The following is a 19,164-nucleotide window of genomic DNA, read 5'->3' on the forward strand; positions in this document are numbered from 1 at the left end:
GCTGGCGGCTCTGCCCTGCGGGTGACAGCAGTGACGGTGGTGACAGTGATTTTAGGATACCCTGCCGCTGTCATCCCTACGGGAGAACACCCCGTAAACGCAAAATGCAGGCGTGAGATTTACTCGCCCTTTTCGGTCGTGTAAAACCACCCCTGCGGTCAGAAAAATCATTCCGATTTTTCCGACTGCGTTTACAGGGTGTAACACACTACACTTTGCCCTGCAAAGTCGTGTGCCAGACGTTCCCTCTGGACTCCCTTAAGGCAGGGCTGTGCCCTGCTATCCTACGCCTTACGGCTTCGGATAAAAGAATGGCGGCATGACGGTGACGGCTCTTGCGAGGGGGGTATCCCAAAAACACCGTCATCATCGACATGACCGTCATGCAGGGGGTGAGGGTGACAGTTGCGGCAGTCGGCAGGGGGTATCCCAAAACTGCTGTCACCACCGTCACCGCTGTCACCCCAAAGGACGGTCACCCGCCGAAAGAAAGGAGGAATCCGCCTATGCCTTATGCAATCCTGCGTTTCCAGAAACGAAAAGCGGGCGGCGTTGCGGCTTGTGAACGCCACAACGAGCGGAAGAAAGAAGCCTACAAAAGCAACCCAGATATAGATATGGAACGCTCTAAAAACAATTACCATCTCATAGCACCACCAAAGTACACCTACAAGAAAGAGATTAACCGCATGGTAGCCGAAGCGGGGTGCAGGACAAGGAAAGACAGCGTGATGATGGTGGAAACGCTCATCACAGCTTCACCAGAATTTATGAACCAGTTACCGCCCGAAGAACAAAAAGCGTATTTCCAGACGGCTCTTGACTTCATTTCGGAGCGTGTTGGAAAGCAGAATATCCTCTCCGCTGTCGTCCATATGGACGAGAGAACGCCCCATATGCACCTCTGCTTTGTGCCGATTACGCCAGACAATAAGCTGTCAGCGAAAGCTATCTTAGGCAACCAGAAATCATTATCCGAGTGGCAGACCGCCTACCATGAGCGGATGTCCTCACGGTGGAATCAGCTTGAACGGGGGCAGTCCTCAATGGAAACCAAGCGGAAACACGTCCCCACATGGCTCTATAAATTAGGCGGCAGGCTTGATAAACAGTATGAAGAAATCGTGTCTGCCCTATCCGACATCAACGCCTTTAACGCAGGGAAGAAAAGGGATAAAGCGTTAGATTTACTCTCTGCATGGCTGCCAGACGTGGAGAAATTCTCTAAGGAAATCGGGAAACAGCAGGCGTATATCGACAGTTTGAAAGAGAGAATTGGGCAGGAATCAGACTATGCGGGGCGTATGCGTGATGAAAAGTACGAGCAGGAACTAAAGGTGCAGAAAGCGAATCAGAAGATATTTGAATTGCAGAGAACCAACGAGCAGATGGGGCGGCTGCTGTCAAAAATACCGCCCGAAGTGTTGGAAGAATTGCAGAAAAATCATAGAAGCAGAGCGAAAGAAAGGTAGATATGTGAATGAAGAAACAGGATTTTAAGGTGTTAAAGACCAAAGACTTGTACCCGTTCCCCGACAATCCGTTTCATGTGGCAGAAGATGAAACACTGTCAGAGTTAGCGGAAAGCATCAAGGAATTTGGCATTGTCACGCCGATAATCACACGCCCGAAAGAGGACGGGGACGGTTATGAAGTGATTGCAGGACAGCGGCGTGTCCGTGCTTCTGAACTTGCAGGGATAAATACCGTGCCTGCGTTTGTCCTGCCCTTAGACCGTGACCGAGCCATCATCACCCTTGTAGACAGCAATTTGCAGCGTGAGAATATCCTGCCATCGGAGCGGGCGTTTGCTTACAAGATGAAATCCGAAGCCATGAAGCGGCAGGGTTTCCGCACAGACTTAACCTCGTCACAAGTTGTGACGAAGTTGCGGACGGACGACAAGGTGGCACAGGGCTTCGGCGTGGGCAGGATGACCGTGCAGCGTTTTATCCGCCTGACGGAACTGATACCGCCGATTTTGCAGATGGTGGACGAGGGGAAAATCGCCCTCACGCCTGCGGTGGAACTGTCCTTCTTGAAGAAAGACGAGCAGGAAAACCTCTTTGCCACGATGGAGAGCGAAGAAGCAACGCCCTCACTCTCACAGGCACAGCGGATGAAACAGTTAAGCCAGAGCGGGCGGCTTGACATGGATACGATATTTGCGATTATGACGGAGGAAAAGGGCAACCAGAAAGAAACCTTGAAAATCAACACAAGCAAGCTGAAAAAATACTTTCCGAAGAACACAACGCCGAAGCAGATGGAGGAAACCATCATCAAACTTTTGGAGCGTGAGTTGCAGAGGAAACGCAACCGTGACAGCCGCTAATCTTCTTTTTTCGGGAAGTAAATACAGAGAGTTGAGGTATGGAGAATGAGAGAAATCCAGTATGAAATCGTAAAGGAAATCGCAGTATTGTCTACGGGCGACAGTGGCTACACAAAGGAAATCAATCTCATTTCATGGAATGGGAAAGAGCCGAAGTATGACATCCGCAGCTTTTCCCCGAACCGTGAAAAGTGCGGCAAGGGAATCACGCTGAACGCTGATGAAGCGGCGGCACTCCTTAAAGCATTACAGAAAGAATTAAACAGCGAGGATTAATGGTATCTGATTGGCAGGGCGGGGACATTTCCAAACTCTTCCCTGCCCTGTCTGGAAAGGAAGATTTAAGTATGGGCGAGGATAAGAAAGCAGATAAAAAGAGAAAGCGTATCGTGCCAAAAGCACCAGTGCAGATGATAATCAGCCGTGAATATGTCGGCACACAGACCGTTACAGAAGCGTTTGTCCCGATTATCTCCGAGGATATTCGGAAGAAGATTGCCGAGGGCGACACCTTCGACAATGAGGGGCTGTCCGCTTAGAATGTACGCAATGGGACATGAAAACAGATAGGACAGATACGGAGGTTTTACAGTATGGCAGGAATCAAAGAAGAAAAGAAAATCTATTTAGTCGGCATTTATTGCCGCTTATCTAAAGACGATGGTACGGATAACGAGAGTGCGAGCATTGCGACACAGAAATCCATCCTCACGGATTATGTGAAAAAGCAGGGATGGCACATAGCAAAAACGTATGTGGACGATGGTTATTCTGGTACAAATTTCCAAAGACCAAGTTTCCAGAATATGATAAAAGACATTGAAAGCGGTCTGATAAACTGCGTGATTACGAAAGATTTATCCCGTCTGGGGAGAAACTATCTTGATTGTGGGTTATATCTGGAAGTTTTCTTCCCAGAGCATAACGTGAGGTATATAGCGGTCAATGACGGCGTAGATACCTTGAATAAATCTGCTATGGACATCACGCCTTTCCGCAACATTTTAAACGAAATGTATGCCGCTGACATATCTGTTAAGATAAAATCGGCATATCGGGCGAGGTTTCAACAGGGGAAATTCATGGGAACTACCGCCCCTTATGGCTATATCAAAGACCCTGCCGACCACAACCATCTGCTGATAGATGATAAAGTGGCACATGTTGTAAAAGAGATATTCGACCTTGCATTAAAAGGGAATGGAGTTGCCAAAATTTGCAGACATCTTAATAAACAGCATATCCTACGCCCTGCCGCTTATGCGGCGGAGCGTGGCGAAACAGGCTTTGAACGTCATTTTGAGGGGAACGAGGACAAACGCTATATTTGGAGTGGGAACAGCGTGAGGAGCATTTTAAGAAGCCCGATATATGCGGGAAATCTTGTAGGCTACAAACGGATTGCCGCCAATATGAAAAGCAAGAAACGCCCCTCTAAGCTGCCCGAAGAATGGGAAGTGATACCCAATACCCATGAGGGAATAGTCACGCAGGAGGAATTTGATATTGTCCAACAGCTTATTACAAGTCGTAGGCTTCCACAGAACAAGGGAGGATTTGTAAATATTTTTGCAGGCGTTATCAAGTGTGTGGACTGCGGATGTGCTCTGCGGGCAATGAACGTACACAGGAGGAAACGCCCAGAGATTATCGACTGTGTACAGTATTCATGTAATAATTATGCAAGAAACGGAAGAAGCGAGTGTAGTGCCCACAATATAGAAGCAAGGGATTTATTCAATGCCGTTCTTGCCGACATCAACTGTTTTGCGGATATGGCAGTGAATGATGAAAAGGCGGTCAGGGCCATAGAAAAGCGGCTCACGGAAACAGACCAGAGCAGGGCGAAAGCATTAGAGAAAGAACGTAAGAAGCTGAACAAACGCCTTGCGGAACTGGACAGGCTGTTTTCCTCTCTCTACGAGGATAAGGTCATGGAGCGTATTACCGAGCGGAATTTTGAGATGATGTCGGGGAAATACCAGAAAGAGCAGCTTGAAATTGAAGCAAGGCTGAAAGAGGTGACGGAAACTCTTAATGAAAGCTACGAGAAATCACGGGGAATCCGTGACTTCCTCGCCCTTATCCGAAATTATCAAGGCTTAAAAGAACTGGATGCAACAGTTATAAACGCACTCATAGACAAGATACTTGTTTCGGAGCGTGAGAAGATGGCAGACGGAACAGTGAAGCAGGAAATCAAGATTTACTATAAATTCATCGGCTTTGTCGATGAATTACATATCATACCTACAAAACGGTGGGCAGCAATGCCCGCTAAAAATTGTACGGTGTGCGGCGTTGAATATGTCCCGGGCTCTGGTGCATCAAGGTATTGTCCTGCTTGTGCCAAGAAGATACGGAGGGAGAAATCAAACGAGAGCAAACGCAGGAGCAGAGAACAGAAAAGGATAGCATGTATGAACTGTCCGCAAAAAATGACCGACTGAAGTTGCCCATGGTGAATGAGTGTGTACGATGCCTCCCAGAGTTTCAAAGGCCCGATACAGTTCCAGATGTGTCGGCGTATCAGAAGAAGGGTTCATTTCACCTTCTACCTTCTCCCCCTGCAGATTCATGACAACCATATCTTCCGGTTTTAATTCTTCATACGGCACGCCGCTTGGCTTAATTACAAATAATCCTTTCTCCCGGTCAATGCCGCTTACATTTCCCCATGTATAAGTGATCAGCCCTTTGGCAGGCAGTTCCATATTTGCTTCATATACCTGCTGCTTTAATTCTTCTAACATGATATGACCTCCTCATAGAAATCATAGAATTTCAGAAGTCTCATAAAAGTGATTCTTGCCCTGACATACGGTGACAGATTTGCGTTTTTCGCCTGGTAGCTTTCATCAAATCCAAGGTCTTCCAGAGATTTTACTCCCTTCACTTTCTCGATCATTTCAACCAGTTCCTCTGCTGTCGGAATTTCCCGGATTATAGAAATAATCTCCTCGTTCTTTTCCACCAATTTTGCCGGATCCACTTCATCCAGAAGGTTTGGTGTATTTTCCTCCATAATGATCTCAAACATTCCCGGTTTGCTGAAGTTTTTCCGGATCAGTTCTTCTTCCACCGGCATGGCATCTTTTACTTTAAAATCTCCGGTTTCCATTTTTTCTGCCGCTTTATGATAAATTTTAGAGGCAAGCACTAAGCCGACGCCAACCTTTTCTCCATGATAAAAATCGATATAATCGTTGATTACTTCCATTTCCCACAAATGGGACATATGATGTTCCGCTCCGGACGCTGGTCTTGAATTGCCTGTCATCTGCATTGCAAGACCGGAAAGGAGCAGTCCGTACATCAGATTCTCATATGCATCTGCATCTCCTGTGGTCAGTCCATCCAGACTTTCTTTTAACCGGTCAAGAGCCTCATATTCCATGCTGCAGATCTCATCACAGATATATTCTCCAGTCAGCAGATGGGTGATCTTCCAGTCAGCCAGCGCTGTATATTTTCCAAGGAGATCAGAGACCCCGGATGCTGTCAGACGCAGCGGTGCTTTCTTGAAAATATCCGTATCTGCCACAACAACGACCGGTGATACAGCAGTAAAACTTTTCTTAAAGCCGTGCCATGTCATTGCAGCCACTGTTGAAACAAATCCATCTACACTTGCGGCTGTCGGTACAGAAAAGAATGGAATTTTCATCTCATACGCATGATATCTTGTAATATCATGAATCGTTCCAGAACCAACCGCGATCATCAGATCCGCTCCGCCGACTTCGTCCAGACCTTTTTTCGCTGCTTCTACTCCATGTTCATTGGCATGAAGATTTTCCGGATTCAGTACGATCTTTTTCAAGCCTGGAATCAGTTCTTCTACCTGTTTTCCTGCAGCTTCATATGTATTTTCATCGCAGATCATTACCAGTGATTTCTTGTCCGCATATGCAGGTCTCTTTAAAATATCCGGAAGCTGTGAGATGGCTCCGCTTTCAATAATAATGTCATCTACGACAATTTCATGTTTTCTTCCGCAGCTGCATGGTTTTAAAAATTCATTGACATCTATTTTCATTCCTATACTCCTTGCTGTTCTGTGGCTGTGTCATTTTTATCTGCCTGGCGGTCCAGATATTCCACAATCTGCTGATTCTTTGTCTTAAAGATGATAAACGCAACTGCGTAAACCGCAACCGCAATTCCAATAAACAGTGGATTTCCGGATAAGAATGCCAGGAAAACAAATCCGAGCATTGGTTTTCCAAGAATATTGAAACTTGTGATCATGGCAGCCCCTGCCGGGATCGCGAATCCTGCGGATCTTGCTACTTCTGTGAACAGCGGCGCTGTATAGGTACACATTAACAGTCCAAGGCTGAACCAGATGATTCCTGCTACCAGGATCTTAGACATATTTCCTTTATATACTGCTACCAGTCCCTGTACCATATACGGAATTGCCAGCAGATCGACAACCGGAAGAACCTGGTTTCCAGGAAGGATCGTTGCGATGATAACCATGATTGGAATCAGGAGCAGTCCACTGGTCAGTGTTGCCGGCTCACCATATCCAACCGCGTCATTAACGGCAATATACCACTCTCTGTCCCCGGATTTTCCCATAAATACTCTGGCTGCTTCTGTGATCGGAGCGAATGCCTGTGCAAACATACTTGCGATTTTCGGAAAAATTGCCATGATCGCTGCTGTTGCGATAGCGGCTTCCAGCACATCTCCCCAGCCGGCTAAAGTACCCAGCTTATCAATGCTTCCAAGGATTCCGATCAAAGCTCCAAGAATAAATCCAAGAGTCATCGGTTCTCCGATAAATCCAAGTTTCTTTTCAATGGATTTTGGATTCAGTTTTACTTTATTTAAACCTAATTTATTCAGAATAGGATCGATTGCGATTGCAAAGATTGCCGGTTCTACGTTATGCATGGCAATGATCGTACAATTCGGATAATTGTAATATTTAGACCAGCGTTTTGCTACTAATTCTGAAATCAGAAGACTGTACAGATTCAGAAGAATCATACATGCGATTCCCAGAGCAAAGTTGTGGGTGCTGAAGATTACCATAGCTCCCCATACAATGTAAGAATAGTTATTCCACAGATCAGACGGCTGGAAAATGTTCGTCCATTTTACAAGGAATAAGATGGTCTGCAGGGCGATTCCAAGTCCCAGATAAATCATTCCCGCACTGGTTGCAAACGCTACAACTGAAGTCGCCTGCCATCCTACGTCAAAGGTATTTAAGTGAACACCTGTGATATTGGACATAACATCTGACATGTTCTGTACCAGCGGTGTAATGATCGGCGTATAAGCGCCAATGATCAGTGTAAAACCTTCCAGAGATACTCCGGCGTATAACCCTGACAAAAATGCCTTTGCTGGTTTTACACGGAATATCAATGCTATGATAAAAATGATAAATGGAACTACAATGGCAGATCCAAAGTTATCAATAACGGCCTTTAATGTTTCTAATATAATCATATAGCTTCCTCCCTATATTTCAGAATGACTCCGGCTATCTTCTACTTTCCAACAGATTTCAAAGCTTCTTCCACCTGATCAAAAAACTGATCCTCTCCTATTCCTGTAATACATGCAAACGCATTCACTGCAGGGATTCCATAGTCACCATCTGGAAGCGGACTCGTGTGGGTAATAATATCAAATCTTCCTGACTGGGCAAGATTTAAGGCTTCCGTTGGTCTGGCCTCTGTTGTAGATACAGAATATCCTCTGTCTCCTAATTTTTCTTTTAATTTTGCTGCTACCATGGATGACGTTACTGTTCCTGATCCACATACGGATAAAATGTTTACTGCTTTCATCTGATTTCCTCCTTACTTATAGCTGCTCTTCTTTTTCTTTGATAATGTTTATAATTTCCTGCTTGTTTTTAGTCTCGATCAGCTGCTTCAGCACTTCCTGATCCTGCAGGACCATCAGAATCCTCTGCAGGAAGACCAGATGCTCTTTCGGATCTTTGACCGCAAGCATAAAAATCAATTTTGCTTCTACGTTTTCATCATTGGTTCCCATCTGATAGAAATGCACCGGTTCCTTTAAAACTCCGATGGCAACCGCGCCTTTTATAACATGTTCTTTGTCTGTGTGGGGAATGGCAATCCCTATATTTCCCATATTAATCCCGGTAGGAAAATCTTTTTCTCTCTCTGTTAATGCCTGCACGTAGCTGGATTTGCAGTATCCTTCTGATACCAGAAGTCCCCCTAACTGCTGAAATACTTCGTCTGAACTTCCAGCTTTCAGATCTGGCATAATCAGATTCTCATTTAAGTCTTCCCAAATCATATTCCTTTACCTCGTTTCATACTCATATTGATTGATTACTTTAAAAACTTCTTCCGGCGTTTTACTCTCCTGGATTTCCTTTCGGAATTTTGGATCATAAAACAGGTTGACCAGCTGAAACATTGCTTTCAGATGTGTTTCTTTATTGATCGCGCTCAGACAGCATACCCATTCAACGGGATCCATTTCTTCTTTTCCAAAAGGAACCGGATGCGCCAGACGGATCAGACTCATACCGACCTTCACTGCTCCTGCGTTTAAAGCTTCATGAGGAAGCGCAAATCCCGGGGCCAGCACAATATATGGCCCGTTTTTCTCTACATTCTGCACCATGGCTTCTACGTAACGTTCCGTCACTGCTTTTTCCTTCAAAAGATATTTTGCCGATGCCCGTATGGCCTCTCTCCAGTCGCCGCACTCCACATTCAGCGAAATAGCCTGTGGCCTCAAAAGGTCTGTCAGAAGAACCTCTTCTTTTTTCTGAAAAAATTCATCGATCACATCCTGAATTTCTCCTAACCTGGTTTCCTGCTGGTTCTCTTCCAGAATTGTCCTGATTTTTTCCAGATATCTGACCGGTTCTTCATTTCCGGCGGAAACCGGTTCACTTTTTTTCTGGTTTCTCGGCTTAATTTTCGAAAGTTTTTCTCCTACCCGGATGCAGTCTTCATCATTCAGCAGCGGATCAACCTGAATATATTCCACGTTTTCCTGATCCAGAGAGATGGTCGAAATAATCACATCCACATTGCTCATATCCACATTTTTTATATCATGCGCCGGGATGATATCCAGAACATCCAGATGGAAAAACTTTTCCAGTCTTGCCAGAAGCAGCTGGGATGTTCCAATTCCGCCGTTGCAGACAAGTATGACAGAATATCTCGTCGCTTCATTGTTATTGCGCTCAATGGCCGCGCAGACATGGATAACAATATAGGCAATTTCTTCTTCTGAAAGTTTCCTTCCGATATATTCCTCCAGCACATATACGTTCCGTTTGACTGCCTCCTGCACTTTCGGATATCTCTGAATTACTTCATCCACAACAGAACCGATTCCCGGTCCTTTCCCTACTGCGGAAAATGTAGATTCCAGATGGTTGATCAGATTCTCATAAAAAATATAATCACCCTGCAGGTTTCTCCCGATATCCTTTGAAATATTTTCAATAAATGTCCTTGTGATCACCTGCATTTTTACGATTTCCTGATTGCTCGTAGTCTTTTTTATGTACTTGACTCGATTGAGCACTTCCGCTAAAAAAGCGCTTTCTGTTTCCGGCACTTCTTTTACGATAAATCTCTGGATCTGCTGCATAATCCCCTGCGCCATAGGATACTTACTGTTTTTTTCTCCCATGCTCTCCACATAATGTCCCCGCAGAAGACGATACAGCGATATTTCAAAGTAAATCCGTATCTGCATAAAAGCCTGATCAGTCAGGAACCGGCCATATGCATGCTCTGCTTCATTGATAATTTTCTCGATCATCGTCCGGTCTTCCAGATCCACCTGCGCGTTTTTAGATAAACACTCCATCAGATGCTGAAAAATCGGTTCTTCCCTGAAAACACTGCTGTTAGACTGAATCATATCGAAAATCAGTCTTCTTTTATCAATCTCCCTTCCTTCCAGCAATACTCCTTTATTAGAATGTGACAACAGATACAGCTGATGTCTGCGGAAGAATTCCTTAACATGTTCTAAATCCTGTATGACGGTCGACCTGCTGACAAACAGCCAGTCCGCGATATCAGACAATGTAATATAGTCATCCGCTCCAATCAAAAGCACTGCTGTAAAAAAAATACGTTCGTTCCTTGAAAGTTTAAAAGAATAAAAGCCTTCATTCATCAATGACGTCTTTGCATTCCGAATATCCGGTGTTGTTTCAATAATCCCCTGATTTCCCAGACGAACCTGCTCCAGACCATTTTCTTTGAGAAAATCATTGACCTGATTGATGTCATATCGAATGGTCCTTATGGAAACATCAAACATTTCTGCCAAATTTTGAATTGATAAATTTTGGCCATATTCATTTTTCTTGATTAGCTGAGATAATATTTCCCGAGATCTCTTATTCATATGTTCACCTCACCTGTAATTGCAGTATATCATTCAGCACTTTCAAAAAACAGTTTGATGTTTTGCAATCTTTTTGAAGAAAAATATCAAAAAAATATTTTTCTTCACTCTTTTGTGCAAAAAAATAAAGTCCGGAAGGAAATGACCATTTCCTTCCGGACTTTGTATCTATCCTGTTTTTTGCTATTTGCTGCTCTCTGTTGTCGCTGCAGAGCTTCCATCTTCCGCTGTCGTGGAAGAATTCTCTGTCGTTGAAGCCGCTGTTGTTGCTTTGTAAGTAAATTCTACTTCATCCCACAGCTTCTGGTTAACTGATTTTTCATCATCCCATTCTTTATCTGCGTCTTTGGTCCATTTTTTATAGACTTTTTCGTAAGCTTCCTGCTGCTTTTCCTGCAAAAGAGTCTGCTTATTCGCAGCCATTGCGTCTGTATCATTTGGATTGATCATCTTGATGATGACATAAGCGTCATCTGTCTGAACAATACCGCTGATATCATTGGTTCCCAGCTTGGAAGCTGCTTCTTCAAACTTGCTGCCTAACTCGGATTTTCCTTTTGTGTAAGATTCTTCTCCGCTTGCATCACTGACTCCGAACTTATTAGCGACAGAACTGGCTCCTTCTCCCGCCTTCAGAGCGCTGAGAGCTGACTGGGCTTTCTTCAGCTGGCCCTTTTTCTCAGAATCAGACATATCTTTTTCTTTTCCTGTTTTACTGTCTGTTTTCTTTGTTGTAAATACCAGCTTGTAAACAGTGGCAGTCTTGGCTTCCTCATCTGATACCGTTACATTGGCGTCTTCAATGATCGCCTGCATCACCTTATTGGCCAGGGTGATCTCCCGGTACAGATTCATGATTGCGTCCTTATCGGCTTCCGTGTCTTTCATGACTTTCTTTCCAATGTCCGTCTTTACCAGAGAATCTACATTATCCTCCAGTTCACTCTTTTCAGACTTGGTAAGCTTTACATCATAATCATCCGCGTGAGCCACAAGCACTTTTACCTGCTTCAGCTGATTGATCACGCCGTCTTTGACAGATTCCTGCATGGTGATGGCATTGCCGCTGGTATCTGTTCCCGCCTGCATCTTCCACATGTCATCCCCAAAATACGCGCCATACTGTTCTTCTGTCTGATACTGCATGATCCTCGCATATATATGGGCTTCCTGGAACTTCACTTCCTGTCCGGCATATTCAAATAATGTTCTTTCATTCTTCGGTGTACATCCGGTAAAAAGAGAAACTGACAAGGCAAGGACTGCTGTGAAACACAACAGCTTCTTTGCTAATTTCTTCATTCCTATTTTCCTCCATAATTTTTACTGTGAGTATTATACTACAATACTACCTCATTATCAATCCATTCAAAGCGCCGATGCAGGATTCGATTTTTCCCAGTCTCTGCTTCTTCTTTGTATTTTCCAGATTTAATACAAAGGTCGGAACTTCTCCTGCCCGCAGGGACAGCTCTCCATCAAATTCTTTCAGCACATCTTCAATCCGGTCCACATCTGCTTTTGCATCCGGTTTCATCTGAAAGGATACATTTTCACCTTTCTGTTTTACATCAATGATACATGCCGTATGGGCCATTGCCTTCAGGAATGCGATATACAAAAGATTATGCACAGCTGCCGGAAGATCTCCAAACCGGTCGATGAGCTCATCCGTCATGTCTTCCATCTCATCTTTTGTTTCGATTGCGGAAATTCTCTTATACAGCTCCAGTTTCTGCGATTCATTGCGCACATAAGACGATGGTATAAACGCATTGACGTCCAGATCCAGCGCCGTTTCAAACTCTTCTTCCCTGATCTCGCCTTTCAGCCGCATAACGGCATCATTTAACATCTTGCAGTACATATCATATCCCACTGCTTCCATATGCCCTGACTGCGCCTGTCCCAGCAGATTTCCCGCTCCGCGGATCTCCAGGTCTCTCATGGCAATCTTATATCCGGATCCCAGATCAGTAAATTCACGGATTGCCTGCAGTCTCTTTTCTGCTGTTTCTTTCAGCAGTGTATTCTGCCGGTACATTAGAAAAGCAAACGCATTCCGATTAGATCTTCCTACTCGTCCTCTCAGCTGATACAGCTGAGACAGTCCCAGCTGATTGGCGTCATGGATGATCATAGTATTGACATTTGGAATATCCAGACCAGTCTCAATGATCGTTGTTGATACAAGCATATCAATCTCTCGTTCCATAAACTGCATCATGATCTTTTCAAGTTCCCGTTCTTTCATTTGTCCGTGGGCAAACGCGATTCTCACATCCGGCATAAGCTTCCGAAGCTGTGCCGTGACTTCCGCAATATTATTGACCCGGTTATACACATAATAAACCTGTCCTCCACGAGTCAATTCCCGATAGACCGCTTCTTTTACCAGTTCTTCATTGTACTCCATCACATAGGTCTGGATCGCTCTCCTGTCATGAGGCGGTTCTTCCAGAAGACTCATATCACGGATTCCGATAAGGCTCATATGAAGTGTTCTTGGAATCGGTGTGGCAGACAGAGACAGAACATCCACATCCTTCTTCATGGTCTTAATCTTTTCTTTGTGCGTTACGCCAAACCGCTGCTCCTCATCAATGATCAAAAGCCCCAGGTCTCTGTACTGGAGATCTTTTGAGAGAAGCCTGTGGGTTCCGATCACCACATCCACCGTACCATTTTTCAGACCCTCGATTGTTTCCCTTTGTTCTTTCGGAGTACAGAACCGGGACAGCATGCGGACTGTAATCGGATACTGCTGAAATCTCTGGACAAAGGTATTGAAATGCTGCTGGGCAAGAATCGTAGTCGGAACCAGATAGGCAACCTGCTTTCCATTGTCCACCGCCTTAAATGCTGCACGGATAGCGACTTCTGTCTTTCCATATCCTACATCCCCACAGATCAGGCGATCCATGATCTTCCTGCTTTCCATATCCCGTTTAGTATCCGCAATTGCCTGAAGCTGATCATCCGTCTCCTCGTAAGGAAACATTTCCTCAAATTCCTTCTGCCAGATGCTGTCTTTATCATACACATATCCTTCTTTTGCCTGACGGATCGCATACAATTCCACCAGCTCCTTCGCGATATCCTGAACCCGTCCCTTGACACGGTTCTTGGTTTTCTTCCACTCACTTCCACCCAGTTTGTGAATCTTTGGTTTCTTCGCGTTGGCACTGGCATATTTCGCAATCTGATCCAGAGCAGATGCAAGGATAAACAGATTGTCTCCGCCCTGATATTCAATACTGATATAATCTTTTTCCACTCCGCCCACTGTAATCTTTTCAATTCCACGGTAAATGCCAACACCATGTTTTTCATGGACTACATAATCTCCAATGCTGATATCAGAGAAATTCTTGATCTTCTCTCCTTTCAGCGCACTGTTTTTCTTTCTTCGTTTTTCTTTTCTTCCTTTGAAAATATCACTTTCTGAAATTAATACCCATTTTGTCTCAGGATATTCAACTCCTGCTTTCAATTTTCCTGCTGTGACAACAATCTGTCCCGGCGCCACAGACGATGATAACGTTTTATCGTAGGTAACCGTCAGCTGATTGGCTCTCATATCTTCTGCCAGACGTTTCGCCCTGGTCACAGAAGGAGATACTACAATAATCCGGTACTCCTTTTCCTGATATGAAGCCAGATCTTTCAAAAGCCTCTCAAAACTGTTGTTGTAAGACTGAATGGACCTCGCTTCCATAAAGAAGGTCTTTGCTGCCGGTATTTCTTCGATCTCTGCCAGGATCATACTCAGACACACCATTGGATGCTTCTCCATCTGCCGTACCGCTTCTCCGAATTCTGTTACCGTATCCGCCTGTTTCGGAAGCAGATATCCTCTTTCCAGACGGCTCTTCATACTCTCGGTAAATTCCAGGAAAAATGCTTCTGCCCGTTCTTTTATATGTTTCGGTTCATCCAGGTAAACCAGTGTATCTTCCGGGAAATATGTTAAAACACTGGTTAACTTGTCATAAAAATACGGCAGATATCCTTCCGCTCCAATCAGCATATGGAGTTCTGAAAGTTCTTCTCTGATTCGTTTGATTTCTTTTTTGAGACGAACCTCTTTTTCTGTTTCCATTTTTTTATGGAACTCTTCAGCCAGTTTCTTATAATCTTTTTCCATTTGAGAAAGACCAAACGCAATTCGTTCCTCTTCCAGAATGATTTCCGTTGCCGGATCGATGACCAGAGTTTCAATTTCTTCAATAGAACGCTGGCTTTCAGCGTCAAAACTTCGGATAGAGTCGATTTCATCGCCCCATAATTCGATTCGGTACGGGCAGTCTGCTGTATACGGATAAACATCTAAAATTCCCCCGCGGACAGCAAACTCTCCGGCTGCTTCCACAAATCCGGTCTTTTCATATCCCAAGGCGACCAGTTTTTTGGAAAATGCCTCTTCTTCCAGAATATCTCCGGCTTTTAATAAAATTCGATATTTTTCTATTTCTTCCAGAGGCACCACCCGGTCCATGGCCGCGTCTACCGCCATGACAAAAATACCGCCGGATCCTTCCATGATCTTCTGGATGCATTTCATTCTTTCTTTGGCGATTGCGTTGCCGTGAACATCCGCGCTGTAAAACAACGGATCCTTTGCCGGGAAAAAATAAACATCTTCACCAAAGAAGCCGCAGCCTTCCGCCCACTGTCTTCCTTTGATCTCATCCGGCACAATCACGATCTTCCATTTTCCAGATGTTTCCTGACTCTTTAACGAACTGCACAGATGCCATTTCGCTGTATCCGTACATCCTGATACAAAAACAGGACCCTTGTTCTCCTCAAGTCCTGCCTGAATCTGCTGATATACTTTATCATTTTTTAATATTTGTTCTAACACCTTCATCCCCTACTTCTTTTTATTATGACGATTCATCGCTTCCGTTATATCATCTCCGACAATCAGCTTCACGGCGTCATAAACATCTTCAAATCGTTCCTGCAGAATCTCCTGATCTGCCTTGCTGAAATGGCCTAATACATAATCTGCCAGATCATATCCCGGCGGCTTCGCTCCGACTCCGATCTTGATTCTTGGAAACTCCATGCTTCCCAGATGGCTTATAATGCTTTTGATCCCATTGTGACCTCCGGCGCTGCCTTTTCTGCGGATCCGGATTCTTCCCACATCCAGGTCGATATCATCAAAAATCACCAGAAAATCTTCCGGTTCCAGTTTGTAAAAATCCATGATCGGCCGCAGACTTTCCCCGCTCAGATTCATAAAGGTCTGTGGTTTTACAAGCAGTACTTTGACTCCGTCTATATATCCGCTTCCCACCAGCGCCTTATGTTTTCCTGTATTTATGTTTATGCCCTCTTTTTCCGCAATATAATCAATCGCCGCAAAACCTATGTTGTGGCGTGTATTCTCATATTTCTTTCCCGGGTTTCCCAGGCCAACGATTACTTTCATTCTACTCTCCTTTAGACGCACTTAAGACCCGGGAACATACGCTCCCGGGCTGTTTTCTCCCTTATTATAGCACAACATGGGCTTTTTTCATACTTATAAAGTTTCAAAAAATTCTCTCATTTTCGTTACTTTATCCATCAGATGCGCGAAAGCCTCCGGCGTCAGAGACTGCGGCCCATCGCACAGGGCCCTGGCCGGGTCGTTATGAACCTCGATCATCAGGCCGTCAGCTCCCGCTGCCACTGCTGCCAGAGACATCGGTTCTACCATATCCCGGATTCCGGTTGCGTGAGACGGATCTACGATCACCGGAAGATGGGACTTTTTCTTAATCATCGGAATCGCTGACAGATCCAGTGTATTCCTCATAGATGTTTCATATGTCCTGATTCCTCTCTCACAAAGAATCACATTTTCATTTCCTCCTGCCATAATATATTCCGCGCTCATAAGCCATTCCTCAATGGTGCTTGCCATTCCCCGCTTTAAAAGAATCGGTTTATTGATTTTTCCAAGTTCCTTTAACAATTCAAAGTTCTGCATATTCCGGGTTCCCACCTGAATCAGATCCACATCTTCAAAAAGCGGCAGATGGCTGGCATCCATAATCTCTGTTACCACCGGAAGCCCCGTTGCTTTTTTCGCTTCCAGAAGAAGCTTTAATCCGTCTCCATGCAGTCCCTGGAAAGAGTACGGAGAAGTCCTCGGCTTAAACGCCCCTCCTCTCAGCAGCAGAGCTCCTGCTTCTTTGACCTTCTCAGCCACTTCCACCATCTGTTCTTTGGATTCAATGGAGCACGGGCCTCCAATGACTGCAAAATGTCCTCCACCAATCTTAACATTTCCAACTTTGATCACGGAATCTTCCGGATGGAACTTTCGATTTGCTTTCTTGTAAGGCTCCTGGATCCTCTTGACGTTTTCCACAATCTCGTTGGCCATAATATGCCGCAGATCCACGACAGAAGTATCTCCGATCAGGCCCAGCAGCCTGGTATTGGCTCCTTCTGATTCATGGATTGACAGTCCCTGACTGATCATCTCCTGCTTTAATGCCTCTACTTTTCTTTCGTCTGCCTGTTTTTTTAAAATAATAATCATCCTGGTATCTCCTTTCTAACCGTGTGCTTTTGCACTTTAAAGCGCAAAACTAAAAGTCAAAGAAAAAGACGTGCACTCCTGCTGCCGGAATGCACGTCTATGATAATTCTTTCTCTCTTGAATTACTCGATCACAGGCGATGATTCACTGCAGCATAAATTGCCAGGATAAAAATAAAAACCCCGGAAATAAAAGCAGTATGTGCAGTTGTTCATCTTCTCTGTCATCATTGTATTCTAACTCCTATTTTCTTATGTGTTTACGATACCTCATTTAAATACAGCTGTCAATTGTTTTATGAGAATAATCTATGAATTTCATAGATTATTCTCATACTTTTTATACATTATTCTGCCGCTTCTGAATACATTGCCTTACAAATTGTAATTTTCCCATCATGAATATCATCGAATAATTCCTTTAAATGTTCCAAATCAGATCTATGTGTAATCAAATCAGCTACTTTTAATTTTCTCTCATCCAACATTTTCACAGTATATTCCCATTCATTAAACGGAAGTGTATTATAGTAATTATTCCACACCCCTGTCAAACGAAGTTCTTTTCTTAAAATCATACTGTGCATATCCAATTCTATTGTCGTATCATACCGAGGATTTCCGAGAAGCACAATCATCCCTTCCGGACGACAACATTCGACCGCATGATTCATTGCGCTGGATGTACCAGTCCCCTCAATGACTACATCTGCCATTTTCCCATTTGTCATCTCTTTCACTTTTTCTTTACAGTCATCCAGCAGAGAGTGTATCGTTTCGAAGCCTTTCTCTCTTGCATAATCCACCTTTTTCTGATCAATATCAACAAGTACTGTCTGAATCCCGAACAGCTCGCACCACCTGGCCGTCAAAATTCCAATCGGTCCGGCCCCAAAAATCATCACTGTATCTCCACCTTTGATTTCACCTTTCCTAATTGCATGCAATGCTACGGTGGCCGGTTCAACCATCGCTAATTCTTCCATAGACGTTTGCGAATTGTTAGACTGAATGAAATGCCATTGTGAAGGCAGAAGGCAGTATTGTGCGAATCCACCGTCCGTCCTGCTTCCCAGATTATGATAGTTACTGCACTGTGCATACTGTCCAATCCTGCAGCTATCACACACCCCGCATGGTACAACAGGATATACAGCACCCGCTTTTCCAATTAAATTTGGATCAGCATCTTCCCCAACTGCGATAATTTCTCCCGCAAACTCATGACCTAAGGTCACTGGATAAACTTTTGTTCCAAGCTGATATACTCTTGGAATATCCGATCCGCAAATACCACAAGCTTCAACTTTTAGTAAAATTTCTTTTCCTTTTGGCACCGGTTTTTCTAATTCTTCCAAGCGGAAATCATTAATTCCATGTAACCGCATAGCCTTCATGTTAATCCCTTCTTTCTAAATCACATCTTTCACATCGACAATCTTATCATCTGGGATGACCTGAATCTTAATATCAATTCCTTTTTCCAGGCATTCTTTTATCGCATTCCTTTCTTCCTCGCTGGCTGCGATATTTTTGTATAATGTCTCCCGTTTTTCGTTGATTCCCATTCCTCCTAAATTAATGGCTTCTAATTCTACCCCTTCTTCTATTATTCTTCTATATGCTAATGGTGATTTTGCCAAAAGAATTGTAGGAGTTTTTAACCCTTCCTTTAAAATCTTTGCTGCATCTTTTTCTGAGAAGACTTTTACTTTTACTCCTGCCGGAGCCGCCATTTCTAAAACAGAAATCATAAATTCATCTTTTGCCACCTTATTATCTATCACCATAATCTCTTTAGCCGGAAGACGTTTCATCCATGCCGTCATCACCTGCCCATGAATCAAACGATCATCTACTCTTGCTAATAATACATTTTCCATAACAATCTCCTTTCC

Annotated in this window: 16 protein-coding genes and 1 pseudogene; 5 read left to right on the forward strand and 12 right to left on the reverse strand. The window is 44.1% G+C overall.

Annotated elements, in window-relative coordinates; genetic code table 11:
• The first annotated feature begins 506 nt into the window (after positions 1-506).
• The 5 genes from mobV (at position 507) to JMF81_RS13975 (ending at position 4,785) form a co-directional block, all read left to right on the forward strand.
• Positions 507-1,472, forward strand: a complete 966-nt coding sequence (gene mobV, locus JMF81_RS13955) for a MobV family relaxase (protein ID WP_001820668.1) — start codon at positions 507-509, stop codon at positions 1,470-1,472.
• Positions 1,473-1,480: 8 nt separating this feature from the next.
• Positions 1,481-2,335 (forward strand): ParB/RepB/Spo0J family partition protein, encoded by an 855-nt coding sequence (locus tag JMF81_RS13960; RefSeq protein ID WP_000743700.1) that lies wholly within the window; start codon positions 1,481-1,483, stop codon positions 2,333-2,335.
• 45 nt (positions 2,336-2,380) lie between these two features.
• Entirely contained in the window at positions 2,381-2,611 is a 231-nt protein-coding gene (locus tag JMF81_RS13965) for a YdbC family protein (RefSeq protein ID WP_001206986.1), read from the forward strand.
• Between the two features lie 71 nt (positions 2,612-2,682).
• Positions 2,683-2,874, forward strand: coding sequence for a hypothetical protein (locus JMF81_RS13970; protein ID WP_001820669.1), 192 nt, complete (start codon positions 2,683-2,685; stop codon positions 2,872-2,874).
• 54 nt (positions 2,875-2,928) lie between these two features.
• Positions 2,929-4,785 carry a recombinase family protein gene (locus JMF81_RS13975; protein ID WP_001820670.1) on the forward strand — a complete coding sequence of 619 codons (1,857 nt, stop codon included), beginning with the start codon at positions 2,929-2,931 and terminating at the stop codon, positions 4,783-4,785.
• Here JMF81_RS13975 and JMF81_RS13980 read toward each other — a convergent pair.
• The 12 genes and pseudogenes from JMF81_RS13980 to JMF81_RS14035 all read right to left on the reverse strand — a co-directional run.
• Positions 4,783-5,088: pseudogene (locus JMF81_RS13980) on the reverse strand (class II aldolase/adducin family protein); the annotation flags it as partial. The gene JMF81_RS13975 and the pseudogene JMF81_RS13980 sit on opposite strands and share 3 nt — an antisense overlap.
• The gene (locus JMF81_RS13985; protein WP_201312036.1) at positions 5,082-6,374 is read right to left on the reverse strand and encodes a sn-glycerol-1-phosphate dehydrogenase; all 1,293 of its coding nucleotides are present in this window, start codon (positions 6,372-6,374) and stop codon (positions 5,082-5,084) included. The gene JMF81_RS13985 and the pseudogene JMF81_RS13980, both read right to left, overlap by 7 nt.
• Before the next feature lie 2 nt (positions 6,375-6,376).
• Entirely contained in the window at positions 6,377-7,804 is a 1,428-nt protein-coding gene (locus JMF81_RS13990; RefSeq protein WP_201312037.1) for a PTS galactitol transporter subunit IIC, read from the reverse strand.
• A gap of 41 nt (positions 7,805-7,845) precedes the next feature.
• Positions 7,846-8,148 (reverse strand): PTS sugar transporter subunit IIB, encoded by a 303-nt coding sequence (locus JMF81_RS13995; RefSeq protein WP_201312038.1) that lies wholly within the window; start codon positions 8,146-8,148, stop codon positions 7,846-7,848.
• Between the two features lie 16 nt (positions 8,149-8,164).
• On the reverse strand, positions 8,165-8,632 hold the full coding sequence (locus JMF81_RS14000) for a PTS sugar transporter subunit IIA (RefSeq protein ID WP_201312039.1): 468 nt from the start codon (positions 8,630-8,632) through the stop codon (positions 8,165-8,167).
• A gap of 6 nt (positions 8,633-8,638) precedes the next feature.
• Complete coding sequence (locus JMF81_RS14005) at positions 8,639-10,723, reverse strand: BglG family transcription antiterminator (RefSeq protein ID WP_201312040.1); 2,085 nt, start codon at positions 10,721-10,723, stop codon at positions 8,639-8,641.
• A gap of 183 nt (positions 10,724-10,906) precedes the next feature.
• Positions 10,907-12,025 (reverse strand): peptidyl-prolyl cis-trans isomerase, encoded by a 1,119-nt coding sequence (locus tag JMF81_RS14010; protein WP_201312041.1) that lies wholly within the window; start codon positions 12,023-12,025, stop codon positions 10,907-10,909.
• A gap of 46 nt (positions 12,026-12,071) precedes the next feature.
• Positions 12,072-15,596 (reverse strand): transcription-repair coupling factor, encoded by a 3,525-nt coding sequence (mfd, locus tag JMF81_RS14015; protein WP_243282679.1) that lies wholly within the window; start codon positions 15,594-15,596, stop codon positions 12,072-12,074.
• A gap of 3 nt (positions 15,597-15,599) precedes the next feature.
• Positions 15,600-16,166 carry an aminoacyl-tRNA hydrolase gene (pth, locus tag JMF81_RS14020; protein ID WP_201312043.1) on the reverse strand — a complete coding sequence of 189 codons (567 nt, stop codon included), beginning with the start codon at positions 16,164-16,166 and terminating at the stop codon, positions 15,600-15,602.
• A 93-nt stretch (positions 16,167-16,259) separates the two neighbouring features.
• A complete protein-coding gene (gene aroF, locus JMF81_RS14025; protein WP_201312044.1) occupies positions 16,260-17,267 on the reverse strand; it encodes a 3-deoxy-7-phosphoheptulonate synthase in 1,008 nt (335 codons plus the stop codon).
• Positions 17,268-17,613: 346 nt separating this feature from the next.
• Positions 17,614-18,663, reverse strand: a complete 1,050-nt coding sequence (locus JMF81_RS14030) for a galactitol-1-phosphate 5-dehydrogenase (RefSeq protein ID WP_201312045.1) — start codon at positions 18,661-18,663, stop codon at positions 17,614-17,616.
• 15 nt (positions 18,664-18,678) lie between these two features.
• The gene (locus JMF81_RS14035; RefSeq protein WP_201312046.1) at positions 18,679-19,149 is read right to left on the reverse strand and encodes a PTS system mannose/fructose/N-acetylgalactosamine-transporter subunit IIB; all 471 of its coding nucleotides are present in this window, start codon (positions 19,147-19,149) and stop codon (positions 18,679-18,681) included.
• Positions 19,150-19,164 lie beyond the last annotated feature (15 nt).

Source organism: Anaerostipes butyraticus (genome assembly GCF_016586355.1).
In the GTDB taxonomy this organism is placed as follows: domain Bacteria; phylum Bacillota; class Clostridia; order Lachnospirales; family Lachnospiraceae; genus Anaerostipes; species Anaerostipes butyraticus.

Coding starts and splice junctions, on each gene's coding strand:
- mobV (WP_001820668.1), top strand. CDS start 507: ATGCCTTATGCAATCCTGCGTTTCCAGAAACGAAAAGCGGGCGGCGTT.
- JMF81_RS13960 (WP_000743700.1), top strand. CDS start 1,481: ATGAAGAAACAGGATTTTAAGGTGTTAAAGACCAAAGACTTGTACCCG.
- JMF81_RS13965 (WP_001206986.1), top strand. CDS start 2,381: ATGAGAGAAATCCAGTATGAAATCGTAAAGGAAATCGCAGTATTGTCT.
- JMF81_RS13970 (WP_001820669.1), top strand. CDS start 2,683: ATGGGCGAGGATAAGAAAGCAGATAAAAAGAGAAAGCGTATCGTGCCA.
- JMF81_RS13975 (WP_001820670.1), top strand. CDS start 2,929: ATGGCAGGAATCAAAGAAGAAAAGAAAATCTATTTAGTCGGCATTTAT.
- JMF81_RS13985 (WP_201312036.1), bottom strand. CDS start 6,374: ATGAAAATAGATGTCAATGAATTTTTAAAACCATGCAGCTGCGGAAGA.
- JMF81_RS13990 (WP_201312037.1), bottom strand. CDS start 7,804: ATGATTATATTAGAAACATTAAAGGCCGTTATTGATAACTTTGGATCT.
- JMF81_RS13995 (WP_201312038.1), bottom strand. CDS start 8,148: ATGAAAGCAGTAAACATTTTATCCGTATGTGGATCAGGAACAGTAACG.
- JMF81_RS14000 (WP_201312039.1), bottom strand. CDS start 8,632: ATGATTTGGGAAGACTTAAATGAGAATCTGATTATGCCAGATCTGAAA.
- JMF81_RS14005 (WP_201312040.1), bottom strand. CDS start 10,723: ATGAATAAGAGATCTCGGGAAATATTATCTCAGCTAATCAAGAAAAAT.
- JMF81_RS14010 (WP_201312041.1), bottom strand. CDS start 12,025: ATGAAGAAATTAGCAAAGAAGCTGTTGTGTTTCACAGCAGTCCTTGCC.
- mfd (WP_243282679.1), bottom strand. CDS start 15,596: ATGAAGGTGTTAGAACAAATATTAAAAAATGATAAAGTATATCAGCAG.
- pth (WP_201312043.1), bottom strand. CDS start 16,166: ATGAAAGTAATCGTTGGCCTGGGAAACCCGGGAAAGAAATATGAGAAT.
- aroF (WP_201312044.1), bottom strand. CDS start 17,267: ATGATTATTATTTTAAAAAAACAGGCAGACGAAAGAAAAGTAGAGGCA.
- JMF81_RS14030 (WP_201312045.1), bottom strand. CDS start 18,663: ATGAAGGCTATGCGGTTACATGGAATTAATGATTTCCGCTTGGAAGAA.
- JMF81_RS14035 (WP_201312046.1), bottom strand. CDS start 19,149: ATGGAAAATGTATTATTAGCAAGAGTAGATGATCGTTTGATTCATGGG.